Here is a 26182-nt window from a genome sequence, read left to right as displayed (position 1 = left end):
GAGTAAGGGTGGCTGCGGTGTGGTGCACGCAGCCACGTGACAGTCCGAGGAGCTGTTCCATGACCGACGATGACGCCGAGGTCTCCCGCAACGTGAAGGTCACTCGTGAGGTGGCCGCCAGCGTGGAGGTGATCTTTGATCTCATCGCAGACCCGTCCCAGCAAGCGCGGTGGGATGGCAACGACAACCTGGCTGAGGCGCCCGTGGGGCAACGGGTCCGTGGCGCGGGGGACGTGTTCACCATGGTCCTTACGAGGGGCAGCGTCCGCGAGAACCACGTCGTGGAGTTCGAGGAGGCGCGGCGCATTGCCTGGCTGCCGGCCGATCCGGGTCAGCGACCGGCCGGTCACCTGTGGCGGTGGGAGCTTGAGCCGACGGGAGGGTCGACAACGAAGGTGACGCACACCTATGACTGGTCACAACTAACGGACGAGAATCGATTCGCCCGCGCTCGGTCCACAACGTCCGAGATGTTGCAGGCATCTCTCGACCGGCTTGCGGATCTGGCGGAAACAGGGACCGGGTCCCGCACGTGAAGCCAGTGTCGCTCGCCAGGTGGATGGGACCGGGGTGCCGCCGCGAGGTAGGGACCGGCTCGCGACATCAGGACGCCGAGCCGATCGCTTCGTCGGCCAGTCGGCGGTGATGGCACGCGCCCGAGCGGTTGGCGCTCGTGGGTTCAGCAGCCCCGGGAGTGCTCTTCGCGAGCGTTGCGCTCGAAATCGGTGAGGCCCTCGTCGGGCATGACGGTCTCGACGTCCTCGATGACCTCGACGAGGTCGCCGTCGGCGTCGAGCAGCGCGTAGGCGACGCACTCCTCTGCAGGCGGGACCCGCCCCCACATCACTGAGGGCTCGAGCTCGGTGACCACGTGGTCTGCAGCGTCCTCGGCCTCGGCAGCGCCCTGACGCGCGCCTTCGGTGAGCAACTCGACCTCGGCTGGCTCGACGCCGCCGCGCGCTCCGACGAGCATCTGGGCGGCCTCGACGCCGTCGGGCACCGGCGCCAGGACGACGGGAGACAGCGAGCGGGCGGTTTCCCCGTCGGCCTCGCGGGCGCCGTGGTCGACGAAGGCCACCGATGGCTCGCCGTGGGGGTGCTCGGACAGGTCGGCGCAGTGCTCCGTGCGCCCGTCGGCGTCGACGAGGCAGGTCTCGCCAGCGGGGGTGATGAACAGCTCGCCGTACTCGCCGAGGTCATGCCGTTGCTGGGCGCGGGTGAGGTCGTCGTCGGCGTGGTAGAGCCCCTCGGGGTCGCTGGTCTCGCGTCGCAGCTGGGCTAGGGCGCCGACCGCGCCGTCGTCGATGCGGACGAGGAACCGCCCGACGGTGGCGCCCCGGTAGCCCTCGAGGGGCTCGTCGTGCCACCAGCTCGAGGCAACCGTCACGCCGGCGTCGCTACAGCCCTCGCGGTCGGCATTGCACAGCCGCGCCGGGTCGGCGTCGAGGTCGAGGGTGGCCTCCACCACGGCAGTGGTCCCCGACGCGAGGCTCTCGAGATCGGCCACGTCGATCGGGTGGCGGTGGAACGGGGTGGGCAGGAGCACCCCGTCGGGCTCGGCGGCGAGGTCGCCGTCGCCGTCGATCATCGTCAACTCGTCGCATTCGCCGGGCAGCGCCTCTCCCTCGTCGCTGGGGCGCTCCGGCGGCTCATTCAGGTAGCCGACTCGGGCGCGCGTCTGGCCGTCGTGCTCGACCACCTCGACGTCATAGGCGGCCAAGCCGGCATGGGCCGGCCCACCCTGCCACTGCCCATCTGCCTCGTACACCGTCGCGCCCACCGGCTCGATGAACACCTGCTCGGGCGCGCACCAGACCACGAGGTGGTCGAGGTGGGTGCTGACCGCCGACAGCACATCGACGTCGCCGTCGTCGTGGTGGACGACGAACACCGGCGAGCCGTCATCGAGCTCAGCGGCGGCGGTCTCGCCCTCGGGCGGCACCGCTACCTCCGACACGGTTCCATCATCGTCGGACGGGACGAGCTCGACAGTGGTCTCGCCCTCGGGCAGCAGCCCCACCAAGGACACGCCGGCCAGCACCACGAGCACAGGCAGCGCGGACCAGCCGGCAACGCGTTGCCGGTGACGGCGTCGACCGCGGCGCGCGACCTCCGACGCTGCGAGGTGGGGGTCGAGGCGGGGTGTGGCCGCTGCACGGGACAGGCGATCGCCCAGGCCCTCATCTGTCATCGGCAACCTCCCGGCTCGGCTCCCGGGCGGCCTCCTCGCGAATGCCGGCTGCGCGAAGGCGTGTGATGGCCTGGTGGCACAGCGCCTTGACCGTGCCGGGCGCCCGTCCCATCACCTGCGCAGTCTCGTCGACCGAGCAGCCAACGTAGTAGCGCAGAACCAGCGCCTCTCGCTGCCGGCGGGGCAGGTCCGCCACCGCGGCACGCACCGCCATCGCGTCCCCGGGATCGGCGCCCCCCTCGGACTCCTGCACCGCAGGACCGTGGCGGCGCCTGGCGCGTTGCTCCGCCTGCCAGCGCCGCCACCACGAGTTCGCCAGGTTGGCCGCCACGCGGTGGGCCCACGCCTCCGGGGCATCCAGCCCGCGCACGTGCGACCAGCGTGACCACACTCGGACCAGCGTCTCCTGCGCCAGCTCCTCGGCCACCCCCGAATCGCCGACATGCAAGCTCAGCGAGCCCACCAGCCGGGGCCGGATCCGGTCACAGAACATCGCCCCCTCGTCCATCGCTCCCACGCATCGTGCAGCCTCACCCAGTTCACGCACGACGCCGTCCAACGGTTTAGCGTCATCAGACCGCCTCGCCGCCCCGCGGAACCATCAGCGCGCCGCCGCAGCCCCTCGGCGACGCTCCCCGCTGCGGCGACCCCGCTCGATCGACCCGTCAACCCGCCCCAGCAACGCCGTAACGCGAGTTCTGAGCGCGACACCGACACAGTTTTGAGACCATGCCCGCGGCGGCTTGATCTCGAAACTCGCTGACCTGGGCGTTCGTGGGGCACCTGAAGGTGGCTCCACAGGTTAGTAAGGCGAGTCTCCACACGGGCAGCGGATACTGGACCCGGACATTGTCTCCGGTCGTGGTGTGCTCGAGCCAGGGTAGACCTGCACCCCTTGATTGAGGAGCGCGTCGGTCAGTTGCTCTGCGAGAGGACTTGATGCGGGTCTTGGGCTCCCCTGATACCTCGCGTAGCAACTCCGGGACGTCGGTGCGTGGAAGGGTCAGGAGCGCCCGCCTTCCGCAGTTCTCGAGCAACGGCAAGGAGGTCCGTGCGGTTGCCCCCCCGTGTGACGGCGTTGGGACGAAGTCACGTAGGGGTGTCGCCTCGTTGGGTTCAGCGGGTCCGCCGTGCGGCGTCGACCTTCTCGGTGAAGTCTCGGGGGCGAAGCACGAAGGTTCGCTGTGGCCCCCAGCGGGGACCGAGCTTCACCAGATCGGGATGCGCTGCCACCAGCATGTTCCCGGCTCTGCTTGCAAGCTCAAGCGGTACCTCCACATGCGGAGGATTCGTCGCGGGCAATGGCGGGTCCGCGACGATGCTGCCGCCACTTGCCCGGGCGAAGGTGAGCAGGGCGAAGATGTACTCGTCGATGTCACGCTGGGCCAGGCCGACGTCGTCTGCGAGCACCGCCTGAACCTGCGTTAGCAAGCCGCGGCTGAGCACAAGACCGAAATCGGTGCCGTGCCTTGGCGAGGAAGACACGATGCCGATGCAGTCCGCCTCAGGGTTGGACGTGTATGGGGGCACGTCAGGCCATGACTGGTAGGTGGCACCCGCGAACGCTGTGGCGGCAGCGAGCAGCTGCGCGTCGTAGACGACCAGCGGCACCGTCAGGCATCCGCGGCCGCAGGGGATTCTGTGCTGGCAGCGGACATGAACGCCTCCGCGGCTTCGTGGTTCGCTTCCACTTCATCGAGTTCGGACCCGTCTGCGAACTGCTCGATCAGGGACGCCACACGCTGGGCATGACGGCTGTCGGGATTCGCTGCCGCCTCTGCGATCAGACCGGCGAGAACGTCGCGGTCGATGCCTCGCCGCGCCGTGAGCCGGTCGCCTCTGGCCTGCACATCCGCCAAGGTGTCGAACAGGGCCTTCTCCTCGAACAGGTCGATGGCCTGACGCAGCCACGAGCTACGGTTGCCGTGGGCGTAGCGGTCGGCAAGCCGCTGGACACGCTCCTGGTCGGAGGGGCCCACTGAGAAGCCGATCGTCGGGCCTGACATGGCAACGGCCTTCCTACTCGGGAACGCTGGCTACGGTACCGGGTTGCAGATACTATGCAACTGGTTGGCCCCTCGGGCCAGGTACCCGCGCGTGGCCTTGGCGGCTTGATCTCATGACGCGCTGACCAGGGAGTTCGCGAAGGTCTGCGGGGAAGGGTCCACAGCTACGCACCTGAGTCTCCGCAGGAACGCTGCAGCTGCAGTCGACTTGAGCGACGTGGTGCGCAGGCTGTCAGTTGCTCGCTCGCACGACTCAAGCAAGTCGAGAGCTTCGATCTATCGGAAGGAAGCGTGTAACCGCGCGCCGGGTGGGTGCGTCTCATGCGGCATGTATGGACGGCGCCAAGATCGACCTCAGCGATGTGTTCGCCGCGTATCAACAGGATGTGTACATCTACATCCTGCGGATGGTCGGCGACCGCCACCTCGCCGAGGACCTCACCCAGGAGACCTTCGTGCGCGCCTTCCGAGGCGCGTTGAGGTTCCGGGGCGACGCGCACGTGCGCACGTGGCTGCTGACCATCGCTCGCCGGGTCGTGGCGTCGCACCTGCGCAAACGCCGAATCGCCGAACCCTCGGACACCGAACCCGGGGACGTGGCTGCCGCTGCCAGCAGCGACACGCCCACGCGGCTCGCGATCGAGCAAGCCTTGGCCGCACTGCCCAGCAACCACCGCGAGGTGTTGGTGCTTTGCGACGTGCTCGACCTTCCCCGAGAAGAAGCAGCGACGATGCTCGACACGACCCCGACAACGCTGAAGGTGAAGCTGCACCGGGCACGCCGCGCCTTCAAGGACCACTACCCCGATGACTGAGCCTTCCCCTGCGCCACACGAGCTCCGCGACCTCGCCGACGAGCCCTCACCGGAGACCGTCGGGCTGGCACTGCGGCGCTTCCGTCGCCGCGTGATCTTCTGGACGCTCTTGGTCGGCGGTATCGGCGGGCTCGGGATCTTGGTGGTCACCGCCCCCGACGATCAACATCTGACCGACCGGTACGACGCTCTCGACACCCACACCCCCATCGGCGCAGTCGAATCGACCGAAGGGAGCTCGATCGCGCTGCTCGACGCCGCCCGACTCAGCGACGACCGGTACGCCGTGCGCGCGGTGGCCTGGCTCGACGAGGCCGAGGCACACGAGGGGCGCGTCTGGGCACGCAGTCCCTCGTTCCCCGGCGACGGTGATGGTGAGGTCACCGAGATCACCTCACGCCGGCAGGGTGACGGGGTCACCGAGCTGTTCTTCACCCTCCCCCTCGGTGAGCATCATGCGATTGTCGAACTGCACGAGCACGACGCCACAGGCGAAACGGACGAGCAGCCGCTGGCGGAGTTCGATCTCGACCTGCGCGGCTACGACCTCGGGGAGGTCACCGAGCCATGAGCGCACCCACCGACCTGCGAGAGCGAGATCGTGCGACCTGGAGGCTGCGGCGAGCCTGGCACCTGGCTGGGTGGCCTCTGCTGGGGCTGACGCTCGCCGCAGTGGTCACCGGACTGGTGGAAGCGCTCGTGCAGCAGCGGCTCTACTGGCGTCTCGAGGCGCACAGCATACTCATTGATCCGCAGCCTGTCCTCACCGGCCCAGGCCTCACGCAGACGCTGCTGACCGCCGCCGTCGCCGGGGCCGCCGGCGTCATCATCGGAGAACTCGCCGGTCGCAGCTCGTGGCGCCCCCGGGCAATCGCAATCGCAGTTGCGGGCATGTACACCGGTGCGCTCGCTGTGCTTGCAGCGCCCGCCACTCCCAGCGTCTTGATCGCGCACATCCTCGCCGCTGCCCTGTCGATTCCAGCGAGCTACGTGACGGCACGAACGCAGGAACCCCGCTTCTGACGTGCGACGCCGTGGTTCTACTGGACATGCTCATCTCTTACTTGACTTGTGAGCACATCCCGCTGACGAGGGAGTTCGCGAGGGTCTGGTGAGAGGCTCACAGGGTTGGCACCTGTGTCTCCTCACGAGCGATCCGGGCGTGGTCGCCTTGAGCGTCCTGCCGCGCCGGCGTTGTGTGCACCACCGCTGTGAACGGCTCCCCGCCCGCTGGCTGGGCCCGGCTACTCGGGCGGGGCTCCCAGCAGCACCTGTCGGTCGTCCAAGGGCTCGTCAAGCTCTATTCGGTCCTGCCCGCCGACGGCTACCGGGGTCTCGTCAGGCCGCTCTCGCCACAAGTGGGGCCACCGGCGGCACTCGCGCACGCTCACGGTCACGACCACGCTGTCCTCGGTCTCGCTGACCGCCACATCGCGACGCTCTTGAAGGCAGTTCTGGTCCGAGTGCCACTCGACGAGCAGTGCCTCCCCGCCCTCGCCGACCTCGTAGTCGTACAACTCGACCTCGGCGAACTCCGGCTGGGTGAGCAACCACGTCAACGTCAGTGCCAGCGCCAGCACGCACCCACCCACCAAGAACATCCATCGACGTCTCGCCTGAGCCATCACCCTGCCCCTCTCCGTGAGGCCCTTCGCGCGTTCGCTCACGGTGAGACGCCGCACCCCCGCCCGGAGTTGCTACCCCTGCGGAACTTGGGGGCTCCCCATACTCTGCGACCGCCCTGTGGCCTCCGACACCAGCTTGCGGGATCGCGGTCCTGACACGACGGGATCGGCCCTTGGCTCGCTCAACGCGTGCCGTGTCCCGAGTGCTCGGTTGCAGCCGAAGGTCGGCGGATCAGCGGGCGCAGCATCGCTGCGACTGCCAGGCCCACAACGACCCCGGTCGTGTTCGTGATCGTGTCGGCGAGTTGGCAGGTTCGCCCGAACCATGGCATGAGGAGGAACTGGGCGGCCAAGATCGCCGCCGCCGGCAGCAGCGCGGCAGGCAGCAGCCGTACCCGGCTGCGTTGGCGCCACAGCAACCCGACGGCGAGGCCGAGGGGCACGAACATCGCCGCGTTGAGGGCGTCACGAAGCTCGAGGTGGGCCGGCGCGAGCGTGCCGAGACCCAACGCGCAGTGGCGGCCGCCTCCGGTCAGCCCCATCGGTCCGAGTGCCGCCGAGGTCGGCGTCAAGGTCACGAAGAGCGGACCGGTCGCTCCGAAGATGAGCAGCGCCGCAGGCAGCCGTGTGGTTCCCAGTCGCCTGGCAAGCCACCGTGATGCGACCGCGGCGATGACCGCGGAGATCAGCAGGCCGGGCAACGCCAGCGGGACGGCTTGGAAGTGCAGGCTTATCACCGCAGATCGCCTCCTGCCATGAGGCGCATGCCAGTGTCACCCAGTGGGTCGTGCCCATACCCGCGCCGTCGTTGCTCGATGTGGAGGGCACGCGGATGGCCGGAGGGGTGCGGCGCCCGACGGAAGCGCACCTCACCCCACCCACCAATCCGACCGGCGCGCTACTCACCACCGAGGAGTTCGAGTATGTGCCCCCCGTCGAGCTCTTCGGTCTCGATCTTCACGGACTCGACCGGCTCGTCCAGCTCTCCCTCGTCGGGCGTGAGTGCAGGCTCTGTGTGATCGTCAGGATCATCGGGGCTCTCTGTCTCGCCCGAGTCGGCCATAGCGCCACCGGCCAAGCCGAAGGTCACCACGCCTATGGCAAGCACCGTCAGGAGACTTCGCTTCATCAGGCTGCCCATAACACGCCCTCCTCTGTTCCACCGGCCCCGGGCTCCGAGGGCCGGTCGGGCGCCGCCTCCCCCCACGAGAGACGGCGCCCGACGGCCAGGCGGCCGCGGAGCGAGGCCCCGTCGCGCCGGTCTCGGCCGTCGAGCCGGACCGTCGCGACGCCATAACATACAGAGCATGCATGTCAAGTATGTATGTGCACCCACAGGAGAGGGGTCCTCGGGTGCGGCGGGACGAGCCACGGACACGTCCCGGGTCTCGGTTGTGCGTCGGGTCGTCAGGCCGGTCGCCGGAGTGCGAGGTGGCGCTCGCGGGCGATGCTTCGGGTGATCGCCCAGGCGGCCAGCGGCAGCCCGATGAGGGCGACGGCGAGCGTCTCCCATGGTGGGGCGGGGGGTCGGCCGATGAGGCCGAGCGCGGCGGCGCTGCCAGGCACGAGCCCGACCGGTATGGCGAGCGCCCCAGCCACAAGGGCGAGCGAGAGCGCTTGGGCGGCGAGGAGCCGGCGGCGGGCGCGGGGGCTGGCGCCGACGGCGGCGAGGGTGGCGCGCTCGCCGCGACCCTCGGCAGCTGCCAAGGCGGTGGCGATCGCCACGACCGCGCCGGCCACGAGCGCGGCCAGCACCAGGACGACGCGGGTCACGATGCGTCCCGGATCGGTGGGCGTGTCGCCGAACCGGAGCATGGCTGAATCGGCCAGCCGCCCCTCGGGGTTGACCTGCACTTGCTCGGTGGCGGTGGCGACGTGACCGCGGATCGCGTCGCGGTCGGCGGCGGCCGGCGGCTCAGCGGCGGCGATCAGCGTCGAAGCAGCCTTGTCGACAGCCAAGTCGTGCGCTTCGGCGGTGGCGGTGATCAGCGCGTTCGCTCGCAGGCTTGGCCAGTCCCCGCCCGGCACCGAGACGGCCGGGAGCTCGGCCACCACTGCGAATGAGGGCTCCCCCTCATCCTCGCCTGGCTGATCGTCAGCATGAGCGTTCGGGTCGAGGGGCACGACGATCTCGACGGTGCGGCCGCGTGGCCCGTTGTCGTCGCCGAGCAGCACGATCTTGCCGGCAGCGAGTGCGTCCTCCGCGGAGGCGAGGGCGTCATCGTCGGCGGCCTCGTCGGGACCGAGGACGGCCGCGACCTCCTCGGGCTCGTCGAGGGCGGCCATCGCGAGCCGGCCCGAGAAGCCGCCGCCCTCAAAGCTGGCCATGGCGGGCTGGCCGGTATCGGGGTCGCGCACCGCGGCCAACGATGCGGCCGATTCGACCTCGAGGGACTCGGCGGCCGCATCGACCGCTGCTGCTGGTACGCCACCGTCGCCGTCGAGCGGCGGGCGAAGTAGGACATGCTCCTCGGCCAGCGATGGGCGGGGCGGCTCCTCGGAGACGAGGATCGTGCCGATCGCCACGGGCAGCGCGAGCGCGGCGGTCACCGCGGCCAGCGCCGCGCCGGTGCGGGCGCGGTGGCGGGCCAGGTCGCGCAGAGCCAGGCGCGGCAGCGTCGGCAGCCGCCCCGCCAGCCGGCCCAGGGCGCCGGCGATGGCGGGGCTGGCCAGCGGGACGCCGAGCACGACCAGCATCGCCCCGACGGCGATCGCCACCAGCGCGGGATCCTGGTCGAGCGTGCCGGCGGCGGGTCGGGCCAGCCATGCGGCGCCGCCGGCCAGCAGCACGCCGAGGGCAGCCAGGGCGACGCCGACCGTGGCCGCGCGCCGCGGTGGGGCGCCCGGTGGCAGGCGCCCCGCCAGCGACTCGGTGGCGGTGAGTCGAGCGGCGGTGCGCGCCGGCGCTGCTGCCGCGGCGAGGGCGGCGCCCAGCCCGCCAACAACGGCGAGCGCGACGAGCCCGACCGGCACGGTCAGCCCGCCGGGCAGGCGCTGGCCGAGCCAGCTCTCCAGCCACGGCTCGAGCAGCGCCACCGCCGCGATACCGCCGGCAGCGCCGAGCACCGCGCCCACCGAGCCGGCGACCACCCCGCCGGCCACCATCACCCGCCGCAGGTCGCCGGGTCGGCCGCCGACGGCAGCGAGCAGCCCGAGGTCGCGCAGCTGGCGGCGGACCCCGACCGCGAACGCGGCGGCGGCCACCAGCGCGGCTTCGGCAAGCGCCAGGGCAGCCACGACCGCGAACGCCGCCTCCAACCCGCCCCCACCGGTCACCGGCACGACGTCCGCGCGCGCGGTGACGCGCCAGGCCTCCCCGCCGTCGGTAGTGCCCTCCTCCCCAGCCTCGGGGGCGTCAGCCCCGGGCTGGTCGCCTCGGGGCGCTTCGTCGCCAGGGGTGGGAGCCAGCGCCGTCGCGACGGCCTCGTGCTCGGCCTCGCCCGCGGTGACCACCCACCCAGCCTGCCGGGTGGCACCGGGCAGCGCGTCAGGCGCGGCGAACACGGTACGCCGCGGCAGTGCCGAGGGCCACTCGGCCAGTCCTACGACCTCGCCGACGGGGTCCCCGTCAGGGTCGGCGATCACGTCGCCAAGGTCGACGTCGAGGTCGTCGGCGAGCGCAGGGGTGAGCGCGACCTCTTCCTCGCCCTCCGGCGCCGATCCCGCCACGAGGTCGAGTCGGCCCTCGTGCACCGAGGCGGTGAGGTCGACGCCGATCGACTCGGCTCCCACCGGCCCGAGCTCGCCGGCCAGCAGCAGCTCGCCACGGTTCAGCGGTGTCGCCTGCGCGCCGTCGGGCAGCTCGCCTGGCACCCAGTCCAGGTCGACGTCGCCGTCGCGGGCGCGCACCTCGAAGTCGGCGGCGCCGAACTGCTGCACGGTTTCCTCGGCCGGGGACACGTCCTGGGTGGCCCACAGCGTCGCCCCGCCCGCCAACAGCGCCACGGGGATGGCGATCAGCGTGACGACGAGTCCCGTGCGGCCCCGATGACGTCGGGCGTCGCGCGCGGCAAGGCGCAGCGCCACGCGCCACCGCGCCCACCTGCCAGCCAGGCCAGACGCGGCTGTGCTCATGGGGTGACATCCGAATCGGCGAGCAAGGTCTCGGGGCCCGCCGGCGGCCCGGCCTGGTCCTGGGCGCGGCCGTCGCGCAGGAACACCACGCGGTCGGCCCACGCGGCGTAGCGCGCCTCGTGGGTGACCAGCACCACCGCCAGGCCAGCATCAGCCCGCTCCCGCAGCACCGCCAGCACCTGCTCACCAGCCAACGAGTCCAGCGCGCCGGTCGGCTCGTCGGCCAGCAGCAGCCGGCGCGGGCCCACACACGCGCGGGCGATCGCGGTGCGCTGCTGCTCCCCGCCGGACAGCGCGTCGGGGAAGCGGTCAGCGAGCCCGGCCAGGCCCACGGCAGCCAGCGCCTCGTGGGCCTCCCGGCGCGCCGCCCGCGCACTCGCACCGTCGAGCTCCAACGGCACGGCCACGTTCTCGACAGCGGTCAGCGTCGGCAGCAGGTTCAGGTCCTGGAAGACATAACCGACCGTGCGGCGACGCAACCGGGCCAGCGCCTCCGCGTCCGACGTCGCCAGATCCGCATCACCGACCCGCACACCGCCGCTGGTGGGCCGGTCGAGGCCGCCCGCGAGCGTGAGCAGCGTCGACTTCCCCGAGCCGCTGGGCCCCATGATCGCCACCAGCTCACCCGCGGCGACCGACAAGCTCACCCCATCCAGCGCCGTCGTCGCGCCGCGACCGGTGCCGAAGACGCGGCGCACCGCATCCAGTTCCAGCATCGCCCCGCTCATCGGGATCCCCCCGCCTCGGACTGCACATCGCGCGAACCGTCCGCGGCAGCGCCCTCGGCGTCCTCGCCGCCGCCACCTGCTCGCCCCGCAGCCGCCGCGCGCCGGGCGGCCGCCGCGACGGCCTCATGCCCCGCCCGAGCCAGCCGCTGCTCGCACAGATCGAGCCACCGAACCTCGGCCTCGGCTTGGAAGATGAGGTGATCCACCACCAGCAGCCACGCGAGATCCCCGGCAGGATCGGCGCCGCGCGCGAGCTGGTTGAGCCGCTGCAGCCGCTCCAACGTCGCGGTCCGCTGCGCCTGGATCACCACCGCCGGATCCGCAGCGCTCGCGGCCAGCACCACCAGCAGCTTCACCGCCAGCTCGTCGCGCTGCGGCGGATCCCGGTCCACCGGCGCCGCCAACCACGCATCGAGCACCTCACGGCCCGCGTCGGTGAGCTGATACCGCCGCTGACGCGCATCCGAACCACTCGCCTCAGCCGGCTCAAGGAGCCCGTCGCGCGCACATCGCTGCAGGGTGGTGTACACCTGCCCGATGTTCAACGGCCACGAGTCCCCTGTGGCCGCCTCGAACTCGACCTTCAACTGATAGCCGTGCTTGGGCCCCTCGGCCAGCAGAGCCAACAGTGCATTGCGGATCGCCATGGGCAGCCCAATCGACTCGGCGGCACGGACAGGCCTCCCCTATTGCTTGCGCCGAATGTATGCGAGGTATGCATCGAGCGCAACGGTCGCGGCGACGGGACGGCGGCGAGCAGGTCTCACGTGTCGAGGCCGGCTTGACGGTGCAGCCTTGTTCGCTGCCGGGGAGACGTCAGCTCAACTGCGGCACGAGAGCGCCTATCCACCACAGCGCGCCCGGGGCAGCGACCGCGACCGCGATCGCGACGAGGAGAACCGAGGGCACGGCTGGGCGGCGGGAGGCCCACGCGGCCAGCGCTCGGGCTGCGACAGCGACTCCAGCGCCCAGCGCAGTGGCGAAGATGAAGGTGATGCCGAAGACACCGTCCCAGCCGCCCAAGAACCAGAGGCCCGCCAACGTCCCCAGGGTTGCGCCAGCCGCGGTGTAGACGGCCAAGTGCGCATCGACGCGGCGGACGCGGCGCTGCACCCACACCGGGCCGGACAGCGCTGCCGCACTGAGCAGCAGCGCCGCGGCGGCGGGAATGCTGGCGAACTCCACCACCTCGAGCAGCAGTGCCAAGGGGGGATCGTCGGCCAGCGGCGCCCTGCCGGCGAACCACTCGTAGGCGAGAGTGCCGACGCTCAGCGCGACGAACAGCCCGGCGGTGGCGATAGTGCTCAACGCCGCACCGGCCAGCAGGTCACGAACGGTGAGGTCGTCCGCGTCCTGCGACGAGGTCGCCGCCATACGCTGGCCCTCCTCGTTGTCTCCGTTACCCACTCTCGCTGAAGCTGCGCAGCAACGGGTTGGTGATGTAGAGGAACTGCCCGACGCCGATGTCGCGTTGTGCGAGGGAGCTCGGCCGTGGCTGCCTGACACTACGTAGCTTCCTTCGTGAGCGGCCACCACCGCCAGGTTGCCCTGTCAACGTGCTGGCTGGCGCGGCGGAGGCGGTGGGATTCGAACCCACGGGACACACGAAGTGCCCGGCGGTTTTCAAGACCGCTGCCTTCGTCCGCTCGGCCACGCCTCCAGAGACGGCAGTGTAGGAAGTCGGACGGATGAGGGCAGGTCCATGGCCGCTGTCGAGACTGTGCGAGCACGGTCGCGGGCACGAGGAGACGTGGCTACACTCGCCGATGCTCTGCGCGGCAGGGCATTGGAGGCTTCGCCTAGTCTGGTCTATGGCGCGGGATTGCTAATCCCGTTGGAGCTCCGGCTCCTCGAGGGTTCGAATCCCTCAGCCTCCGCCATCCCTTCCCGCCGTCCGGGGCCCGAGTGCGCGGGCAGCCTCGCCCTGACGCGGCATGTCCTCGGCGGCTTCGCGGCGTCCTCTGACGGGCTGCTCGCAGAGGACGCCGTTGTCATCGGGCGAGCGCCGAACGCACGCCCCGGTTGACGGTGGGTGCGGGGGCCGGCACGCGGACCATGCTGCGCCTACGCGAACTCATCCCCCGCGGGGACCCACTGCCCGAGGCGACCTTGCAACGGCGTCACCGTCTGCTGACCGCCGTACTGGTGCTGCACGTCCCACTGATCGCCGTCCTCGGTTCGCAGAGGACGGCCAGCGGGCCGCGGCCGAGCAGGCCCAGCAGGGCGCCATGGCCCAGGAGCGACGAGCGGAGGAGTCCGCGCAACAAGCCGCGCGGGTCGCCCAGGGCGCGGAGGCGATCACCCACGAGGTCGCTCAGGCCAGCGAGGCGGTCTCGACGGCGGCGACGAGCGCGGCGGAACTCGAGGCGAGCATCACCGAGGTGGCCGGCAACGCCGAACGCGCCTCCGAGATCGCGACGCACGGCGCCAGCCGCGCCGACGACGCGTCCGGGACGGTGCAACGGTTGACCGACGCGTCGGAGGAGATCCGCGAGGTCGCCGACCTGATCGCCACCATCGCCGAACAGACGAACCTGCTCGCGCTGAACGCCACCATCGAGGCGGCGAGGGCGGGCGAGGCCGGCAAGGGGTTCGCCGTCGTGGCCGGGGAGGTCAAGGAGCTCGCGCAGCAGACGGCCTCGGCCACCGAGCGCATCAGTGCTCAGGTGAGCAACGTCCGCGAGCAGGCAGGTGCGACGTCGTCAGCTCTCGACGGCATCGGGGAGGTCGTCCACGAGATCGCCGGGCTGCAACAGCACGTGGCCGCCGCCGTGGAGGAACAGTCGACCGCGAGCGAGGACATCGTTCGCCGGATGCGCCACGCCTCGGAGGCGGTCACCGGGATCGAGGGGCAGGTCCGCGCGCTCGCGCCCACCGCGGGGACCGAGGACGGGCGTCCCGAGCAGGCGCGACCCAGCGGGGACGGTCGAACCGCCGGGTCGTTCGACGGGGTGGCGCCGACAACCGGCACGGCTGAGGAGGCTCGGGTCGCCCTGACCCGTCCGCGGTGAACCCGAGCGGCTCGCCCGACCATGCCAACCGGTCGTCCGCGGCCGTGCGGACGCGGGCTCCCACCGGATAGGGGTGGCCCGCGGGTCGCTTCGCGGGACAACGCCGGGACACGGTGGGCCGACACTCCCACGACCTGCGTGGCCCCGCCTGTCCTGGAGATGTGGAATGGCTTCCCGTCGGTCCCGTGTGATGCTCGTGTGCTTGATCGTGGCGCTGCCGCTGCTTCTCGCGACCTCGTGGCAGGGTGCCCATAGCCCGGCCGCGGGCTCGGACCGGGACACCCCCACCGGTGCGGACACCGGAGGGCCTCGCGCCCAGAGCGCAGGGGTCACGGGGTCCGACGACCCGGTGACGCGCCTGGCCGGAGCGGACCGCTACGAGACGGCGGTCGAGCTCAGCCGCCACGCCTTCGACGGGACGGTGGAGGTGGCCTATGTCGCCACGGGTGAGGCGTTCCCCGATGCGCTCGCGGCCGGGGTCGCCGCGGCTCGCGATGACGCGCCCCTGCTGCTGACGCGCGCCGCCGGGGTTCCCGAGCCCACACACGACGAGCTCGAGCGGCTCGACCCCGACCGGCTCGTGGTCCTGGGCGGGGAGGCCGCGGTCGACGGAGTGGTGGAGGCCGAGCTCGGGGCCGTGGCGGAGGCGACGGTCGAGCGCGTCGCCGGGCCGGAGCGGTTCGCCACGGCCGCTGAGGTCGCGCGTTCGGCCTTCCCCGGCGGGACGGACACCGTGTTCGTGGCCACCGGCGAGGCCTTCCCCGATGCGCTCGCCGGGGTACCGGCGGCTGTGGCTGCGGAGGCGCCGATCCTGCTGACCCGGACGGGTACGTTGCCGGACGCGACCGCCGATGCGCTCGCCGAGCTGCAGCCATCGGAGATCGTCGTGCTCGGCGGACCCGCCGCCGTCGACGACGGGGTGCTGGGTGAGCTGCGCGACCACGCCTCGCAGGTGCGCCGGATCGCGGGCGCGGACCGGGTGGAGACCGCGATCCGCATCGCCGAGGACACGGTGGGCGCCGGTGGTGAGGCGTACGTCGCGACCGGGTGGGCCTTCCCCGACGCGTTGGCCGCGGGCGCCGTCGCCGGGGCGCAAGCCGCCCCGGTGCTGCTCGTGCAGCCCGACGCGATCCCCGCCCCGGTGGAGGACGCGGTCTGCGCCTTGGACCTCACGTCGGCGCGGGTCGTCGGTGGCGAGGCCGCGGTCGCGTCGGCGGCGGTCGGGGACCTCGGGGCCGCGCTCGACGCCTGCCATGCGGCGCCCGCGAACCTGCCGCAGCCGCCCGACCTCACGCCCACGACCACTCGGGCGCTGATCGAGGAGGCCGTGGCGTCGGGAGACATCGACGAGGCGACGGGCCTGCAGTACCGGCTCTTCGCGCGGTTCGACGACGACCGGCTGCCCGACAGGTACGCCGGCGAGCGACGCGAGTGGGAGGATCACGCGGTGTTAGGCGAGCTCGCGGCGGCGTGGGAGGACTTGCCGGGCGACGTGCGCGACACCGTCGAGCCCTACCTCGCGGCCCCGAACGACCCCGCGAGCGTGTTCACGGCGGACGACGCGACCTCGAGCCTGGCACACGGGCGGGCCGACGGGAGCGAGTTGGTGCCGCCGTGCGCGGAGGCCAGGTGGCGCGAGCACGAGCACGACACCCACCCGTTCGTGGTCTGGATGTGCGAGGACCACGGCGATCAGGGTGACGCCGACGCGGTCGCGGCCGAGCTCGAGGCCGTGTGGGAGCCGCTGACCCGGGATGTACCCGACGGCCTGGGACCACCCGAGCTCGATCCCGCCGCCGACCCGCCGCAGGACCGGATCGAGGTCTTCGTGATGCCCTCGGGCGAGATCGCCGACGCGGTCGGGTCGCCGCGGGCCCCGCGCGGCGCGGCGGCCGCCGTGGAGCCGACCGACCATCCGTCGGTCGGCACCTCGTCGAGCGGGATGATGCTTCTGCGCCGAGACCTGCTCGACGACCCCGGCGAGTTGCGGGGCGTCGCGGCCCACGAGCTGTACCACGTGCTCCAGTACGCCCACCACCACTCGCTGGACGATCGCTGGTACTACGAGGCCAGCGCGAGCTGGGCGATGCTGCCCCACTTCCCCGAGGACCACGAGGTACTGCGCGAGTTCCACGAGGACGCGGTCGGGGACTTCATGCCCACCGTTGCGCCGCTCGACGAGCGCGACGCCTACGGCGCGTATCTGTGGCCGGTCATGATGGAGCAGACGGCGGCCGCCGAACTCGTTCATCAGTCGTGGGCCGACCTCGCGAACCAGGCCGACGACGTCCGCATCGTGGAGGAGCTCGACGAAGCGTTCGCCTTCGCCGACCACTTCCACGAGTTCGCGGTGCGCGCCTCCAACCTCGACCTGCCCGGCGACCCGGTCACGCCGCGGTTCGCCGACGTCGCGCCGGGCTTCCCCGACGACCTGGAGCCGGACCTGCCCGGCCAGCGGCACGCGCTCGAGGCCGGTGGCGACCACGTGGAGATCGACCTCGCGGACTGGGGCACCTCAGGCGCGCCCGCGGGGGTGCCCGGCCGGTCGATGCGCTACGACCACGTCGAGGTCGGCGGCGACGTCGCCTCCGAGGGCGAGGTCGTCATCACCGCGGACGACGAGCTGGTCGACGACGAGGACGTTCGCGTCCAGGGCATCCTGCGCGACCGGGACACCGGTCTGTACCGCCGGGTGTCGCTCGACGAGCCCGACGGACGCGGCTTCTGCGATCCCCGTGACCTCTACATCGTGACGAGCAACGCGTCCCTGGAGGAGGGCGCGCTGGCCGACGGGTCGATCACCGTGGAGCCGCAAGGGCCGCCGTGCCCCCCGTTCGAAGGGACCCTCGACATGGACTTCGAGGGCTCCTACCGCAACATGCAGTCGATCCCGATCACCGAGGACTCCCACGTCCGGTGGCGTGCCCACTGGTTCATCCGGGCCGAGGACCCGCAGCCGGTGTACGACCATCCGGCGCTGTCGCCCGAGATGCGGGAGCAGATCGGGGTCGAGTACGACGCGAGTGGCAGCCGCGTGCACGTGAGCGGTGCCACCAGCTGGGAGGGTTGCCCCAGTCCGGGGGGTGCGTGCGGCACCCGCCAGCGCACGTACGCGCACTCGGGATCGGTGGCCGGCGAGGACCTGTCCCCGGGGTACGAGCCGACGGTGTTCGTGGACGACGACGGGACTGTCACCGTCGACCTGCAGGTGGAGGTCGGCTACCGCGAGGTGCACGTTCGGCCGATCATCTCGTACGCCGACCTGCTCTACGAGACGACCGTGTCCGAGGGCACCGAGAACCTGCGGGTGCAGTGCGTCGATGGCGGCGTGCTCTGGCCCGACGCCGGGGATGGTGTACGCCCCGACAGCGGGACCCACCTTCCCACCGGCCGCGAGGGACGACCCCTGGACGGCGTTCTATCCGACGACGGCGAGAGCGTCACCTTCGGCTGTGAGGAGTTCACGGACCTGTCGACCAGCTACAGCGACGGGGCGGTCCAGTTCACCGCCGCCGGGACGCTGCGGCTCGACGACTGAGCGCCGCGCCGCCACTCGTCGCGCCGCCGATCACTCGGCGGCGCGACGGTAACGGCTGACCGCCAGCGGCACGAAGATCGCGAGCAGCACTACGACCCAGACGGTCACGCGCGCGAACGCGAAGCCCGGGCTCATCTCGAGGATGTCGATGGCGGGCTGGCCGAGCATGAGGATGCGGGCCATGTCGACCACCGAGCTGATCGGGTTGACCAGCGCGAACGTCGCGAGCCAGTCGGGCATCGCCGCCGGTGGTACGAACGCGCTCGAGGCGAACACGAGCGGGAAGACCCACACGAAACTCGTCGCCTGCGCGGTCTCCGCGCCCTTCGAGGTGAGTCCGACCCAAGCGGAGACCCACGCGAGCGCGTGCGCGAACACGACGATGATCGCGAACGCGGCGAGCACGGACCAGATCCCCGTCTGGAACCGGAACCCGACGAGCACGCCGACCCCGGTCATCAGCAGGACGACGAAGCCCGCGCGGAGGGTGTCCGCGAGCGTCCGGCCCGCCAACACCGCCGAGCGGCTCATCGGCAGCGAGCGCAGCCGGTCGATCACGCCCTGCTCGAGGTCCTCGGCGAGGGCCACGCCGGTCTGCACCGCCCCGAACGCGACGGCCTGCGCGTAGATCCCGGGCAGGAGGTACTCGATGTACCCGTCGACGCCCGGGATCTGGATCGCCGAGCCGAACACGAAGTTGAACAGCAGCACGAACATGATCGGCTGGATCGTCGACACGACGAGCAGCCGCGGCAGGCGGACCCAGCGCATCAGATTGCGCCAGGTGACCACGAGCGCGTCGCTGATCTCCCAGCGCAGGCGCTCGGGCAGACCCGGCCGTTGCGCGGTTCCGGCCGGGGGCCCGGGGCTCGCGGCGGTGGGTGAGGTGTCGAGGCTCACGCGCCCCTCCCGTTGGATCCGTCGGGACCGCCGTCGCCCGTACCGGCATGGTGGGGCCCCACCGCGGTGCCGTGCAGCGCTGCCTCCCCCGACTCGGCCGCTGCGTCGGGTCCCTCCCCGTTGCGCGACGGCGGCACCGAGACCTCCGCGGCTGCCCGGCCGGTCAGCGCGAGGAAGACATCGTCGAGCGTCGGGCGGCGCAGTCCGAGCTCGATCGCGTCGATGCCTGCGCCCTCGAGCCCTCGGGCGGCGGCGGCCACGTCGGTCGTCCCGTTGGCGGGGACCGTCAGGTGCCCGTCCTCGGTGCGGTGGCAGGCGCCGGTGCCCAGTGCCTCGAGCGCGTCACGGGCGCGAGCCTCGTCGTCCGGCGCCACGCGCGCCTCGACGACGGCGCCTCCGACGCGGTCCTTGAGCTGGTCGCTGGTGCCCTCGGCGATGACCCGGCCCTGGTCGATGACGGCGATGCGGTCGGCGAGCCGGTCGGCCTCCTCCAGGTACTGCGTCGTCAGCAGGACCGTCGTGCCGGCGTCGACGAGCGACTCGATGAGGTCCCACAAGGCGAGCCGGCTGCGCGGGTCGAGGCCGGTGGTCGGCTCGTCGAGGAACAGCACCGGTGGGTTGGCCACGAGGCTCGCGGCCAGGTCGAGACGGCGGCGCATCCCGCCCGAGTAGGTGCGCACGAGTCGGTCGGCGGCGTCGGTCAGGGCGAACTGCTCGAGCAGCTCGTCGGCCCGGGCGCGGGCGGGGTCGCGGCCCAGGTGGTACAGCCTCCCGACCATGCGGAGGTTCTCGCGCCCGGTCAGGTTCTCGTCCACGGCCGCGTACTGGCCGGCGAGCCCGATCTGACGCCGCACCCCGTGCGGGTCACCGGTCACGTCGACGCCCGCGACCGTCGCCTCACCCGCGTCCGGGCGCAGCAGGGTGGTGAGCACCCGCACGGCGGTCGTCTTGCCGGCGCCGTTCGGCCCCAGCAGGCCGAGCACCGTGCCAGCCGCCACGTCGAGGTCCACCCCGTCGAGGGCGACCGTGTCTCCATAGGCCTTCCGCAGGCCGCGGGCGCTGATGACCGCCATGGCTCCTTCTCGTCTCGAACGTGTCGCGGACCATAAGCCCGACAGGGGTCGACCGCACTCGCGCCAGGGCGCGTGGTGCCCGTGTGGCGATGGGACGGCCTTGTTCCTCGGTCGTGAACGCACCAGCAGCCCCGAGCCTTCCCGCGTGAGGCGACGCTTGCAGCCTCGGCCGGACAACCGCTGCGCGCGGCGTGGCCGGTTCCATGCGACGAACCGGGACCAACGGGCCGAGTAATAGGGTCATTCCGGCGTTCCGGGCACTCCACCTCCAGGCCATCTTCCTGAGAGGATGCAGAGTGCACGCGCTGCAGACGAGAGAGCACGATGCCGGAGACGGCGCCGGCATCCGAGGAGAGGTGATCGCGATGTGGACCGCGGTGGTGGGAATCGACGCATCGACCGGTGCCGATCGTGCGCTGCGGTGGGCGGTGGACCTGGCGCGGCATCGTGGTGGGGGCGTAACTGCCGTGCACGCCTACGTGACCCCGGAAGGCCTGGGTTCCGCGACCGCGGAGCAGGTCTCGACCGAGTCCCAGCAGAGGGCCGAGAAGATCGCCGACCAGGCGCTCGCGGACCTCGGCGACGTCGACGTGCCGGTCAAGCGTGAGGTGCGGCCAGTGCGGGAGGGCAACGTCGCGAAGGCGCTGCTCGACGCGGGCGAGGGCGCCGACCTACTCGTCAGCGCCAGCCGCGGAGTGGGCGGGTTCTTCGGCCTCGTGATCGGGTCGGTGAGCATGCAGCTGCTGAGCAACGCGTCCGGGGCGGTGGCCATCGTGCCCGGGCCCGAGCGCGGCGCCGAGCCGCTCGGGGAGGGCGGGCACGTGCTCGTCGGGTTCGACGGGTCCGACCATGCGGCGCCGGCGCTGGACTGGGCCGTTCAGGAGGTGCAGGTGAGCGGTGGGACGGTCGTGGTGCTCTACGCCGATCCCGACCCGAAGCCTCACGGCCGGGACCGCGTGATGGAGCAAGCACGGCAGCGCATCCCCGATGGGGTGGCGGTGGAGGAGCAGCCGCTCACGGGTACGCCTGCCGAGGTGCTCATCAATCGCAGCTCGGAGGCCCGCACGGTGGTCCTCGGCTCGCGCGGGCGCGGCGGGTTCGCCGGCATGTTGCTCGGCTCGGTCGGCATGCAGGTCGCCCAGTACGCCCAGTGTCCGACGGTGGTGGTGCACGACCGGAAGTAAGGCGGTCGTCGCGCGACTCGCAGCGGCGGTTCACCGGCGTGGATCTCCTCCTCGCGGTGTGGTGTGCGCCCGCATGGGCACCGTTCCGAGCCGGTGTCCGCTCGGTGCGAGTGATGTCGCCGTGCGCTAGCCTCTCGGAATGCGGTTCCCCGCACGCGCCGGTAGCTCAGCTGGATAGAGCGTCTGACTACGGATCAGAAGGTCGGGGGTTCGAATCCTCCCCGGCGCGCCTTCGATCCACGGTGTGACCAGGGCGCGTTCGCCCTGGTCACACGCGTATCGGGCTCCTCTCGGCGGGTCGGCGGGCACCCATAACGGGGTGCGCCGATGCCCACCGCGACACAGCCGCGACACAGCTGCGACACAGCCGAGCCCGCCGCGGGCCACCGCCGGCGGGCGGGCGGCGACCCGCGCGCCCATCCCCGTCCCGGGGGGCGCGGGGGAAGGGCACGCGCGGGGTGGTGGCCGCCGGTTGTCACCGGTCGCAGAGCTCGCACCGGTCCCGGCATGTGCGAACACACCACCACCGCAAACCAGACCCCTTCGGTGCCGCTGCTGGTCGACCGCGGCGAGCTCATCGGCCTGCTCGGCGTCAGCCGCGAGCACTTCGCCGATCTTGTCAACGCCGCCGCGTGGTTCGACGACGCGATCCCCGAGCCGCTGTGGATCGGCCCCGGCTCGGCCGCTGCGCCATGGGCCGGGCGGCTCACGGTGCGCACCGCCGAGCTGGATGACTGGCTGGCGCGCCGCCACCACGCCGCCGGCGCCACGCCCCGCCAAACCCCGCTCGCGCCGCTGGCCGGCTGCGCGCTGCTCGACACGCGCGGGCTCGCCGCCGCGCTCGGGCTGCCGTTCGACACCATCAAGAAGTGGGCCGCGGCCCGGATCTGGGAGCAGGGCGAGCTTCCCACCCCGATCACCGTCGCGACCCTGCCCCAGGCCTTCGGCGGGTCGGCGCCCGCCTCCGGGCAGCGACGCTGGCAGCGCGCCGAGGTCACCGCGTGGCTCGCCGACCGCCAGCAGCACCACGCCCGGCTCGAGGGGGTGGCCTGAGATGGGCCGCTGGCGCTGCTACCCGCTGGTGCCCGTCGACGCGCGCGATGCCACCGTGCGCGACGCCGACGGCCAACCCGACTTCGACGCTCCGACCGCCCAGAAGCTGTTGCTGCGCTGGCGCGCGCCCGGCGAGCGCAACCCGCGCCGCCGGCGGTTTGCCAACACCAAGGGCGGGCTCGCCGAGGCCCGCCGGCTCGAGACCCTGCTCACCGCCGGCGCGCAGCACTGCTGGCCCGCCGACCCCGACGGGCTGCCCCAGTCCACCTCGGCGGCGACCAGCCCCCGCGCCGGCGGCGCGGACCGCCACGACGCACCCGCCGCCAACGCCGCCGAGCCGGCCGGTGAGGGCGACGGCGCGCGCTCGCCGCAGGGCCACACCGGTGAGGGGGGACCGGTCGATGGCGGTCGGCTGGTCGCCCTGCCGCCCCAACCGCCGCCGCCGCGGTCGGCCGCGGAGGCGGCGCGCTGGACCGTGGCGCAGCTGGGCAGCTACTACCTCGCCACCGTTCTGCCCGCCACGCCCAAGGCCCCCACCCGCGCGCAGCTGGACACGAGTGTGCGGTTCGCCGTGCGCCTGCTCGTCTACGGCCCCGATGACCCGCGGGGCGCAGAAGGCGAGAGCATGCGCGTGGGCGATGTCACCACCCCCGACGGCCAGTACGCGGTCGAACGGCGCCGTGCCACCAATCTACGGGCCTACATCAACGGCCCCACGCCCCGCCAGGACGGCGCCAAGGTCGGCCTCGCCTCCGAGCGGCACTTCTACAACGACCTGCGGCGGGTGTTTGCGTTCGCACACAGGATGACGCCCCCGCTCATCGATGCCAATCCCATGGACGAGGTGGTTGCGCGCCACCACCGTCGCGGCAAGCAAATGCGCAGCACCGAGGACGAACGCCAGGCCGCCGAGCGCGCCCGTGGTCGCGAGACCGGCACCGTCGAGGATGTGCTGTGGGTGCTCGACAATCACCTCGACGCTTTCTGGGAACCGCACGTGCTCAACGTCATCGCCACGCCCAAGCGGGTCGGCGAGCTCGCCGCGCTCGCGGTCGACGACTTCGACCTCGACGAGCGCGTGGTCGCGATCGACCGTACGGCGACGCCCGTGTCGGCGCGGCTGAACAACGGGCAGACGTGGCAGCACGGCGCCCCCAAGTGGCGCGAGTACGGCGACCGTTCGGTGGTGCCGCTGCCGCAGTGGCCCCGCCTGCTGGACTGCCTCGCCAGGTGGTTGCCGCAGGCCCAGCAGTTGCACGACCGGCGCGTGGCGTGGCTGCGCGAGGAGCTCGAGCTCGCCGCTCGCCTCGGCGATCAGCAGCGTCATGAGCAGGTCGCGGCCTGGCTGGGCGAGCAGCAGCGCTTCGTGCGCGCCTTCCCCTCCAAGCAGGGCGCCCCGTTTCGCGGCAGCAACTTCAACGAGCGCGTCTGGCACCCCGCGGTGGCCGCGGCGTTCCCCGACAAGCCCGGCGAGCCGCGGCACCCCCTGCGGGGGCGGGCGTTCGGGGAGTTGCGCCACATCGTCACCAACGACAGCATCGACAACGCCGGGCTGAACTACGGGCAGGTCGCCGACCTCGCGGGCAATAGCGAGAAGACCATCCTCGAGCACTACCGCCACGGCACCAGCGACGCCGATGCGCAAGCCCGTGCGGCGCTGGATCGGCGCTGGCAGGACCACGGCGACGAGGACGCGGACGACGCCGCGCCGGCCCCTGACGCGGGCAACGTCATCGACTTCGCAGCGGCGCGGGCGCGCCGCCGCAAGGGGGTCGGGGATGTCGGCTGAGCCCGCCAACGCGGCCCCCGAGCCCGGTCGCCACATGCAGGCGCTGGCCTACCTGCCCCGCGACGCGCGCGCGGGGGTGTGCCACCTCGAGCTCGCCGACCCCGCGGTCAACCTCGCGGTGGTCCGCAGCGACAGCCTCACCGCGCTCGCGGGCCCGCTGTGGGCGGTGCCCGGCTGCTACGTGCTGCTCGGCCCCGGCCCCGAGCCCGGCAGCACGCGCCTGTACGTCGGCCAGAGCCCCCAGGACGTGCGCGGGCGCTTGGGCGAGCAGGTCGAGCTCAAGGACTGGTGGGAGGTCGCCGTCGCGGTCTCCTCCGCGGCCGCCAACCGCGCGGGTCGGTGGACCTCGGCGTGCGTGGGCTACCTCGAGGGCGCGCTCTACCGCCGCCTGCAAGCCGAGGCCACGCTGGTGGACAACCACCGCACCCCCGGCGACCACAGCATCGACGCGTTCCGTCGCCACCAGCTGGACCGGGTCACCGCGCCGGTGCTGAGCCTGCTCCGCCTGCAGGGGCTCGCCGCGGCCACAGAGGTGCTGCGCGAAGCCGACGACGCCCGCGTCGAAACCACCGAGACCCAACCCACCTGGCGGGCCGCCGCGCAATGGGTGCTGCGCCGCAGCGCCACGCCGCTCAGCGTCGCCCAGGTGCTCGACAGGATCCGTGCCCATCGGCTGCGCGACACCGACACCGCCACACCCGAGCAGACGCTGTTTCGCACCCTGCGCGAGGCCGCCACCGACCCCGCCGACCCCATCACCAGATCCGACGGCACCCCCCTGCGCTACCACGCCCACCCGCCGACGCGGGCGCACTGATGCGCGCCGCAGCGCTCGGCCACCGCAGCGCGGCGACGAGGCGCGCTGCGACCGCGCCGGCGAGCCCATCGAGCCCCGACCGGTCCACCGCCGCGACCGACCCTGCCACCGGCGCCGGGGTCGCGTGTGGCGACCTCGTCGGCCGCGCCACGCCGCGCTTCGCCAGCACGACAACCGATCTTGTCGCGGCTCGCGGCCCGGCGACAACCGAGCCTGTCAGTGGTGTGGGGAAGGCCCGTTGATGGATCGACACCGCGCTGCCGACCGCGTCGAGCTGGCGATGCGTCGCGCGCTGACGGCGGCGGACGTCGTCGAGGAGGAGCACCGCGTCGCGGTGCTGGCCGAGCTCGCCCGCCGCGTCGCCGAGCGGCGCGACGAGGCCGCTGCGCAGGCCCTCGGCCACGGTGCCCAGTACGCCGACCTCGCGCGCGCGCTCGGCATCTCCCGCCAGGCGGCGCGGCAGCGCTTCTCGCCGCCGCGCGAGGACCGCCACTCTGGCGCTTCAGGGGTGCCGGCACCGAGTCGTGCCTCGCCGCGAGGGGACACCGGCTCGTAGGCGGCGGGAGATCGGTGCAGTCGTCGACTGAGCCCTCGAGCGCGACGTCCACAGCCAATGGGGACCGGACCGACAGCCTGGAGGTCGAGACCGGACCTCTGCGCACTGTGGCCGCGCGTAACGAAGGTCGGGGATGGCTCCCCGACGAGACGTGATCGCTGCCGATCTTCCACTCGGCCTGCTGCGTCACCGCGCAACGAAGGTCGGGGATGGCTCCCCGACGAGACACGCGGTCGGCCGCGGCCACGGTCATGCGCTGCTTCGCTCAACGAAGGTCGGGGATGGCTCCCCGACGAGACGCGACCTGCTCGAGTTCGGTGCCGTGCCACCAGGCCACGGCTCAACGAAGGTCGGGGATGGCTCCCCGACGAGACGAGCTCGCTCTCGCGGAGCTGCGCCGATGGAAGGGCGACGCTCAATGAAAGGTCGGGGATGACTCCCCGACGAGACGCGACTGGGCGCTGATCGGCGAGTCCGGCAGCGAGAACGTTCAACGAAGGTCGGGGATGGCTCCCCGCCGAGACACGAGCTCGAGCGCGAGCCCGATCCGGTCGTAGATGACCGCTCAACGAAGGTCGGGGATGGCTCCCCGACGAGACCGGGGTGACCAAGCGGCCCTCGTCGCTCACGGGCACCTCCGCTCAACGAAGGTCGGGGATGGTTCCCCGACGAGACTCGTCGCCGCGGACGATCGCGTCGACGTTGAGGTTCGCTCAACGAAGGTCGGGGATGGCTCCCCGACGAGACCGTGGAGCACGCGCCGGAGTCGCCGCGCGCGGAGACCGCTCAACGAAGGTCGGGGATGGCTCCCCGACGAGACGC

24 protein-coding genes, 3 tRNA genes and 1 CRISPR repeat array (1 of these 28 cut by a window edge) are annotated in these 26182 nt (G+C 72.2%); of the genes, 13 read left to right on the top strand and 14 right to left on the bottom strand.

Annotated elements, in window-relative coordinates:
- Nucleotides 1-59: 59 nt before the first annotated feature.
- Complete coding sequence (locus ER308_RS08980) at nt 60-536, top strand: SRPBCC family protein (protein ID WP_131154667.1); 477 nt, start codon at nt 60-62, stop codon at nt 534-536.
- A 143-nt stretch (nt 537-679) separates the two neighbouring features.
- Here ER308_RS08980 and ER308_RS08975 read toward each other — a convergent pair whose 3' ends face one another.
- The 4 genes from ER308_RS08975 to ER308_RS08960 form a co-directional block, all read right to left on the bottom strand.
- Entirely contained in the window at nt 680-2191 is a 1512-nt protein-coding gene (locus ER308_RS08975) for a Rieske (2Fe-2S) protein (RefSeq protein ID WP_131154666.1), read from the bottom strand.
- On the bottom strand, nt 2181-2750 hold the full coding sequence (locus ER308_RS08970; protein ID WP_131154665.1) for a sigma-70 family RNA polymerase sigma factor: 570 nt from the start codon (nt 2748-2750) through the stop codon (nt 2181-2183). Before ER308_RS08970 ends, ER308_RS08975 begins: the two co-directional genes overlap by 11 nt.
- Before the next feature lie 557 nt (nt 2751-3307).
- Entirely contained in the window at nt 3308-3802 is a 495-nt protein-coding gene (locus tag ER308_RS08965; RefSeq protein WP_131154664.1) for a hypothetical protein, read from the bottom strand.
- A 2-nt stretch (nt 3803-3804) separates the two neighbouring features.
- The gene (locus ER308_RS08960; protein WP_131154663.1) at nt 3805-4197 is read right to left on the bottom strand and encodes a hypothetical protein; all 393 of its coding nucleotides are present in this window, start codon (nt 4195-4197) and stop codon (nt 3805-3807) included.
- Nucleotides 4198-4529: 332 nt separating this feature from the next.
- On the opposite strand from ER308_RS08960, the gene ER308_RS08955 reads away from it, so the two are divergent.
- From ER308_RS08955 to ER308_RS08945, 3 genes are read left to right on the top strand one after another with little or no spacing between them, the layout of a single operon-like run.
- Complete coding sequence (locus ER308_RS08955; protein ID WP_131154662.1) at nt 4530-5012, top strand: RNA polymerase sigma factor; 483 nt, start codon at nt 4530-4532, stop codon at nt 5010-5012.
- On the top strand, nt 5005-5583 hold the full coding sequence (locus ER308_RS08950; RefSeq protein WP_131154661.1) for a hypothetical protein: 579 nt from the start codon (nt 5005-5007) through the stop codon (nt 5581-5583). Before ER308_RS08955 ends, ER308_RS08950 begins: the two co-directional genes overlap by 8 nt.
- Nucleotides 5580-6035, top strand: coding sequence for a hypothetical protein (locus ER308_RS08945; RefSeq protein WP_131154660.1), 456 nt, complete (start codon nt 5580-5582; stop codon nt 6033-6035). Before ER308_RS08950 ends, ER308_RS08945 begins: the two co-directional genes overlap by 4 nt.
- A gap of 221 nt (nt 6036-6256) precedes the next feature.
- Here ER308_RS08945 and ER308_RS08940 read toward each other — a convergent pair whose 3' ends face one another.
- From ER308_RS08940 to ER308_RS08905, 8 genes are all read right to left on the bottom strand, one after another.
- Complete coding sequence (locus ER308_RS08940) at nt 6257-6613, bottom strand: hypothetical protein (protein WP_131154659.1); 357 nt, start codon at nt 6611-6613, stop codon at nt 6257-6259.
- A 206-nt stretch (nt 6614-6819) separates the two neighbouring features.
- Nucleotides 6820-7374, bottom strand: a complete 555-nt coding sequence (locus ER308_RS08935; protein ID WP_131154658.1) for a VanZ family protein — start codon at nt 7372-7374, stop codon at nt 6820-6822.
- Nucleotides 7375-7535: 161 nt separating this feature from the next.
- A complete protein-coding gene (locus ER308_RS08930) occupies nt 7536-7778 on the bottom strand; it encodes a hypothetical protein (RefSeq protein ID WP_131154657.1) in 243 nt (80 codons plus the stop codon).
- A gap of 266 nt (nt 7779-8044) precedes the next feature.
- Nucleotides 8045-10711 (bottom strand): FtsX-like permease family protein, encoded by a 2667-nt coding sequence (locus ER308_RS08925; RefSeq protein ID WP_131154656.1) that lies wholly within the window; start codon nt 10709-10711, stop codon nt 8045-8047.
- A complete protein-coding gene (locus ER308_RS08920; RefSeq protein WP_131154655.1) occupies nt 10708-11439 on the bottom strand; it encodes an ABC transporter ATP-binding protein in 732 nt (243 codons plus the stop codon). The genes ER308_RS08925 and ER308_RS08920 overlap by 4 nt, the downstream gene beginning before the upstream one ends.
- Nucleotides 11436-12086, bottom strand: coding sequence for a PadR family transcriptional regulator (locus ER308_RS08915; RefSeq protein ID WP_131154654.1), 651 nt, complete (start codon nt 12084-12086; stop codon nt 11436-11438). Before ER308_RS08915 ends, ER308_RS08920 begins: the two co-directional genes overlap by 4 nt.
- A 169-nt stretch (nt 12087-12255) precedes the next feature.
- Nucleotides 12256-12813 (bottom strand): hypothetical protein, encoded by a 558-nt coding sequence (locus tag ER308_RS08910; protein WP_131154653.1) that lies wholly within the window; start codon nt 12811-12813, stop codon nt 12256-12258.
- Nucleotides 12814-13011: 198 nt separating this feature from the next.
- Nucleotides 13012-13099 (bottom strand) — tRNA-Ser (locus ER308_RS08905).
- A 128-nt stretch (nt 13100-13227) separates the two neighbouring features.
- On the opposite strand from ER308_RS08905, the gene ER308_RS08900 reads away from it, so the two are divergent.
- From ER308_RS08900 to ER308_RS21500, 3 genes are all read left to right on the top strand, one after another.
- A tRNA-Ser gene (locus tag ER308_RS08900) sits at nt 13228-13319 on the top strand.
- A gap of 348 nt (nt 13320-13667) precedes the next feature.
- On the top strand, nt 13668-14450 hold the full coding sequence (locus ER308_RS08895) for a methyl-accepting chemotaxis protein (protein WP_205745979.1): 783 nt from the start codon (nt 13668-13670) through the stop codon (nt 14448-14450).
- Nucleotides 14451-14616: 166 nt separating this feature from the next.
- Nucleotides 14617-17988, top strand: a complete 3372-nt coding sequence (locus ER308_RS21500; protein ID WP_165491932.1) for a cell wall-binding repeat-containing protein — start codon at nt 14617-14619, stop codon at nt 17986-17988.
- A gap of 30 nt (nt 17989-18018) precedes the next feature.
- Here ER308_RS21500 and ER308_RS08885 read toward each other — a convergent pair whose 3' ends face one another.
- The gene (locus ER308_RS08885) at nt 18019-18888 is read right to left on the bottom strand and encodes an ABC transporter permease (RefSeq protein WP_205745978.1); all 870 of its coding nucleotides are present in this window, start codon (nt 18886-18888) and stop codon (nt 18019-18021) included.
- Nucleotides 18885-19961 carry an ATP-binding cassette domain-containing protein gene (locus ER308_RS08880; RefSeq protein WP_131154651.1) on the bottom strand — a complete coding sequence of 359 codons (1077 nt, stop codon included), beginning with the start codon at nt 19959-19961 and terminating at the stop codon, nt 18885-18887. The genes ER308_RS08885 and ER308_RS08880 overlap by 4 nt, the downstream gene beginning before the upstream one ends.
- A gap of 296 nt (nt 19962-20257) precedes the next feature.
- Here ER308_RS08880 and ER308_RS08875 point away from each other — a divergent pair, with 296 nt between their 5' ends.
- The 6 genes from ER308_RS08875 (at nt 20258) to ER308_RS08850 (ending at nt 25360) form a co-directional block, all read left to right on the top strand.
- Complete coding sequence (locus tag ER308_RS08875) at nt 20258-21145, top strand: universal stress protein (protein ID WP_165491931.1); 888 nt, start codon at nt 20258-20260, stop codon at nt 21143-21145.
- Between the two features lie 155 nt (nt 21146-21300).
- Nucleotides 21301-21374 (top strand) — tRNA-Arg (locus ER308_RS08870).
- Between the two features lie 278 nt (nt 21375-21652).
- A complete protein-coding gene (locus ER308_RS08865) occupies nt 21653-22198 on the top strand; it encodes a hypothetical protein (protein WP_131154649.1) in 546 nt (181 codons plus the stop codon).
- A gap of 1 nt (nt 22199) precedes the next feature.
- A complete protein-coding gene (locus ER308_RS08860; protein ID WP_131154648.1) occupies nt 22200-23987 on the top strand; it encodes a site-specific integrase in 1788 nt (595 codons plus the stop codon).
- Nucleotides 23977-24804 carry a hypothetical protein gene (locus tag ER308_RS08855; protein ID WP_131154647.1) on the top strand — a complete coding sequence of 276 codons (828 nt, stop codon included), beginning with the start codon at nt 23977-23979 and terminating at the stop codon, nt 24802-24804. The genes ER308_RS08860 and ER308_RS08855 overlap by 11 nt, the downstream gene beginning before the upstream one ends.
- A gap of 241 nt (nt 24805-25045) precedes the next feature.
- The gene (locus ER308_RS08850) at nt 25046-25360 is read left to right on the top strand and encodes a hypothetical protein (protein WP_131154646.1); all 315 of its coding nucleotides are present in this window, start codon (nt 25046-25048) and stop codon (nt 25358-25360) included.
- A 486-nt stretch (nt 25361-25846) separates the two neighbouring features.
- A CRISPR array of direct repeats spans nt 25847-26182; the repeat unit is 37 nt; unit sequence CGCTCAACGAAGGTCGGGGATGGCTCCCCGACGAGAC (it continues 220 nt past the right edge of the window).

Source organism: Egibacter rhizosphaerae (assembly GCF_004322855.1).
In the GTDB taxonomy this organism is placed as follows: domain Bacteria; phylum Actinomycetota; class Nitriliruptoria; order Euzebyales; family Egibacteraceae; genus Egibacter; species Egibacter rhizosphaerae.
This window is presented reverse-complemented; position numbering and strand designations above follow the sequence as displayed.

Coding starts and splice junctions, on each gene's coding strand:
- ER308_RS08865 (WP_131154649.1), top strand. CDS start 21,653: ATGTGCGAACACACCACCACCGCAAACCAGACCCCTTCGGTGCCGCTG.
- ER308_RS08855 (WP_131154647.1), top strand. CDS start 23,977: ATGTCGGCTGAGCCCGCCAACGCGGCCCCCGAGCCCGGTCGCCACATG.
- ER308_RS08930 (WP_131154657.1), bottom strand. CDS start 7,778: ATGGGCAGCCTGATGAAGCGAAGTCTCCTGACGGTGCTTGCCATAGGC.
- ER308_RS08960 (WP_131154663.1), bottom strand. CDS start 4,197: ATGTCAGGCCCGACGATCGGCTTCTCAGTGGGCCCCTCCGACCAGGAG.
- ER308_RS08945 (WP_131154660.1), top strand. CDS start 5,580: ATGAGCGCACCCACCGACCTGCGAGAGCGAGATCGTGCGACCTGGAGG.
- ER308_RS08955 (WP_131154662.1), top strand. CDS start 4,530: ATGGACGGCGCCAAGATCGACCTCAGCGATGTGTTCGCCGCGTATCAA.
- ER308_RS08980 (WP_131154667.1), top strand. CDS start 60: ATGACCGACGATGACGCCGAGGTCTCCCGCAACGTGAAGGTCACTCGT.
- ER308_RS08950 (WP_131154661.1), top strand. CDS start 5,005: ATGACTGAGCCTTCCCCTGCGCCACACGAGCTCCGCGACCTCGCCGAC.
- ER308_RS08915 (WP_131154654.1), bottom strand. CDS start 12,086: ATGGCGATCCGCAATGCACTGTTGGCTCTGCTGGCCGAGGGGCCCAAG.
- ER308_RS08940 (WP_131154659.1), bottom strand. CDS start 6,613: ATGTTCTTGGTGGGTGGGTGCGTGCTGGCGCTGGCACTGACGTTGACG.
- ER308_RS08975 (WP_131154666.1), bottom strand. CDS start 2,191: ATGACAGATGAGGGCCTGGGCGATCGCCTGTCCCGTGCAGCGGCCACA.
- ER308_RS08850 (WP_131154646.1), top strand. CDS start 25,046: ATGGATCGACACCGCGCTGCCGACCGCGTCGAGCTGGCGATGCGTCGC.
- ER308_RS21500 (WP_165491932.1), top strand. CDS start 14,617: ATGGCTTCCCGTCGGTCCCGTGTGATGCTCGTGTGCTTGATCGTGGCG.
- ER308_RS08895 (WP_205745979.1), top strand. CDS start 13,668: ATGGCCCAGGAGCGACGAGCGGAGGAGTCCGCGCAACAAGCCGCGCGG.
- ER308_RS08925 (WP_131154656.1), bottom strand. CDS start 10,711: ATGAGCACAGCCGCGTCTGGCCTGGCTGGCAGGTGGGCGCGGTGGCGC.
- ER308_RS08880 (WP_131154651.1), bottom strand. CDS start 19,961: ATGGCGGTCATCAGCGCCCGCGGCCTGCGGAAGGCCTATGGAGACACG.
- ER308_RS08860 (WP_131154648.1), top strand. CDS start 22,200: ATGGGCCGCTGGCGCTGCTACCCGCTGGTGCCCGTCGACGCGCGCGAT.
- ER308_RS08910 (WP_131154653.1), bottom strand. CDS start 12,813: ATGGCGGCGACCTCGTCGCAGGACGCGGACGACCTCACCGTTCGTGAC.
- ER308_RS08920 (WP_131154655.1), bottom strand. CDS start 11,439: ATGAGCGGGGCGATGCTGGAACTGGATGCGGTGCGCCGCGTCTTCGGC.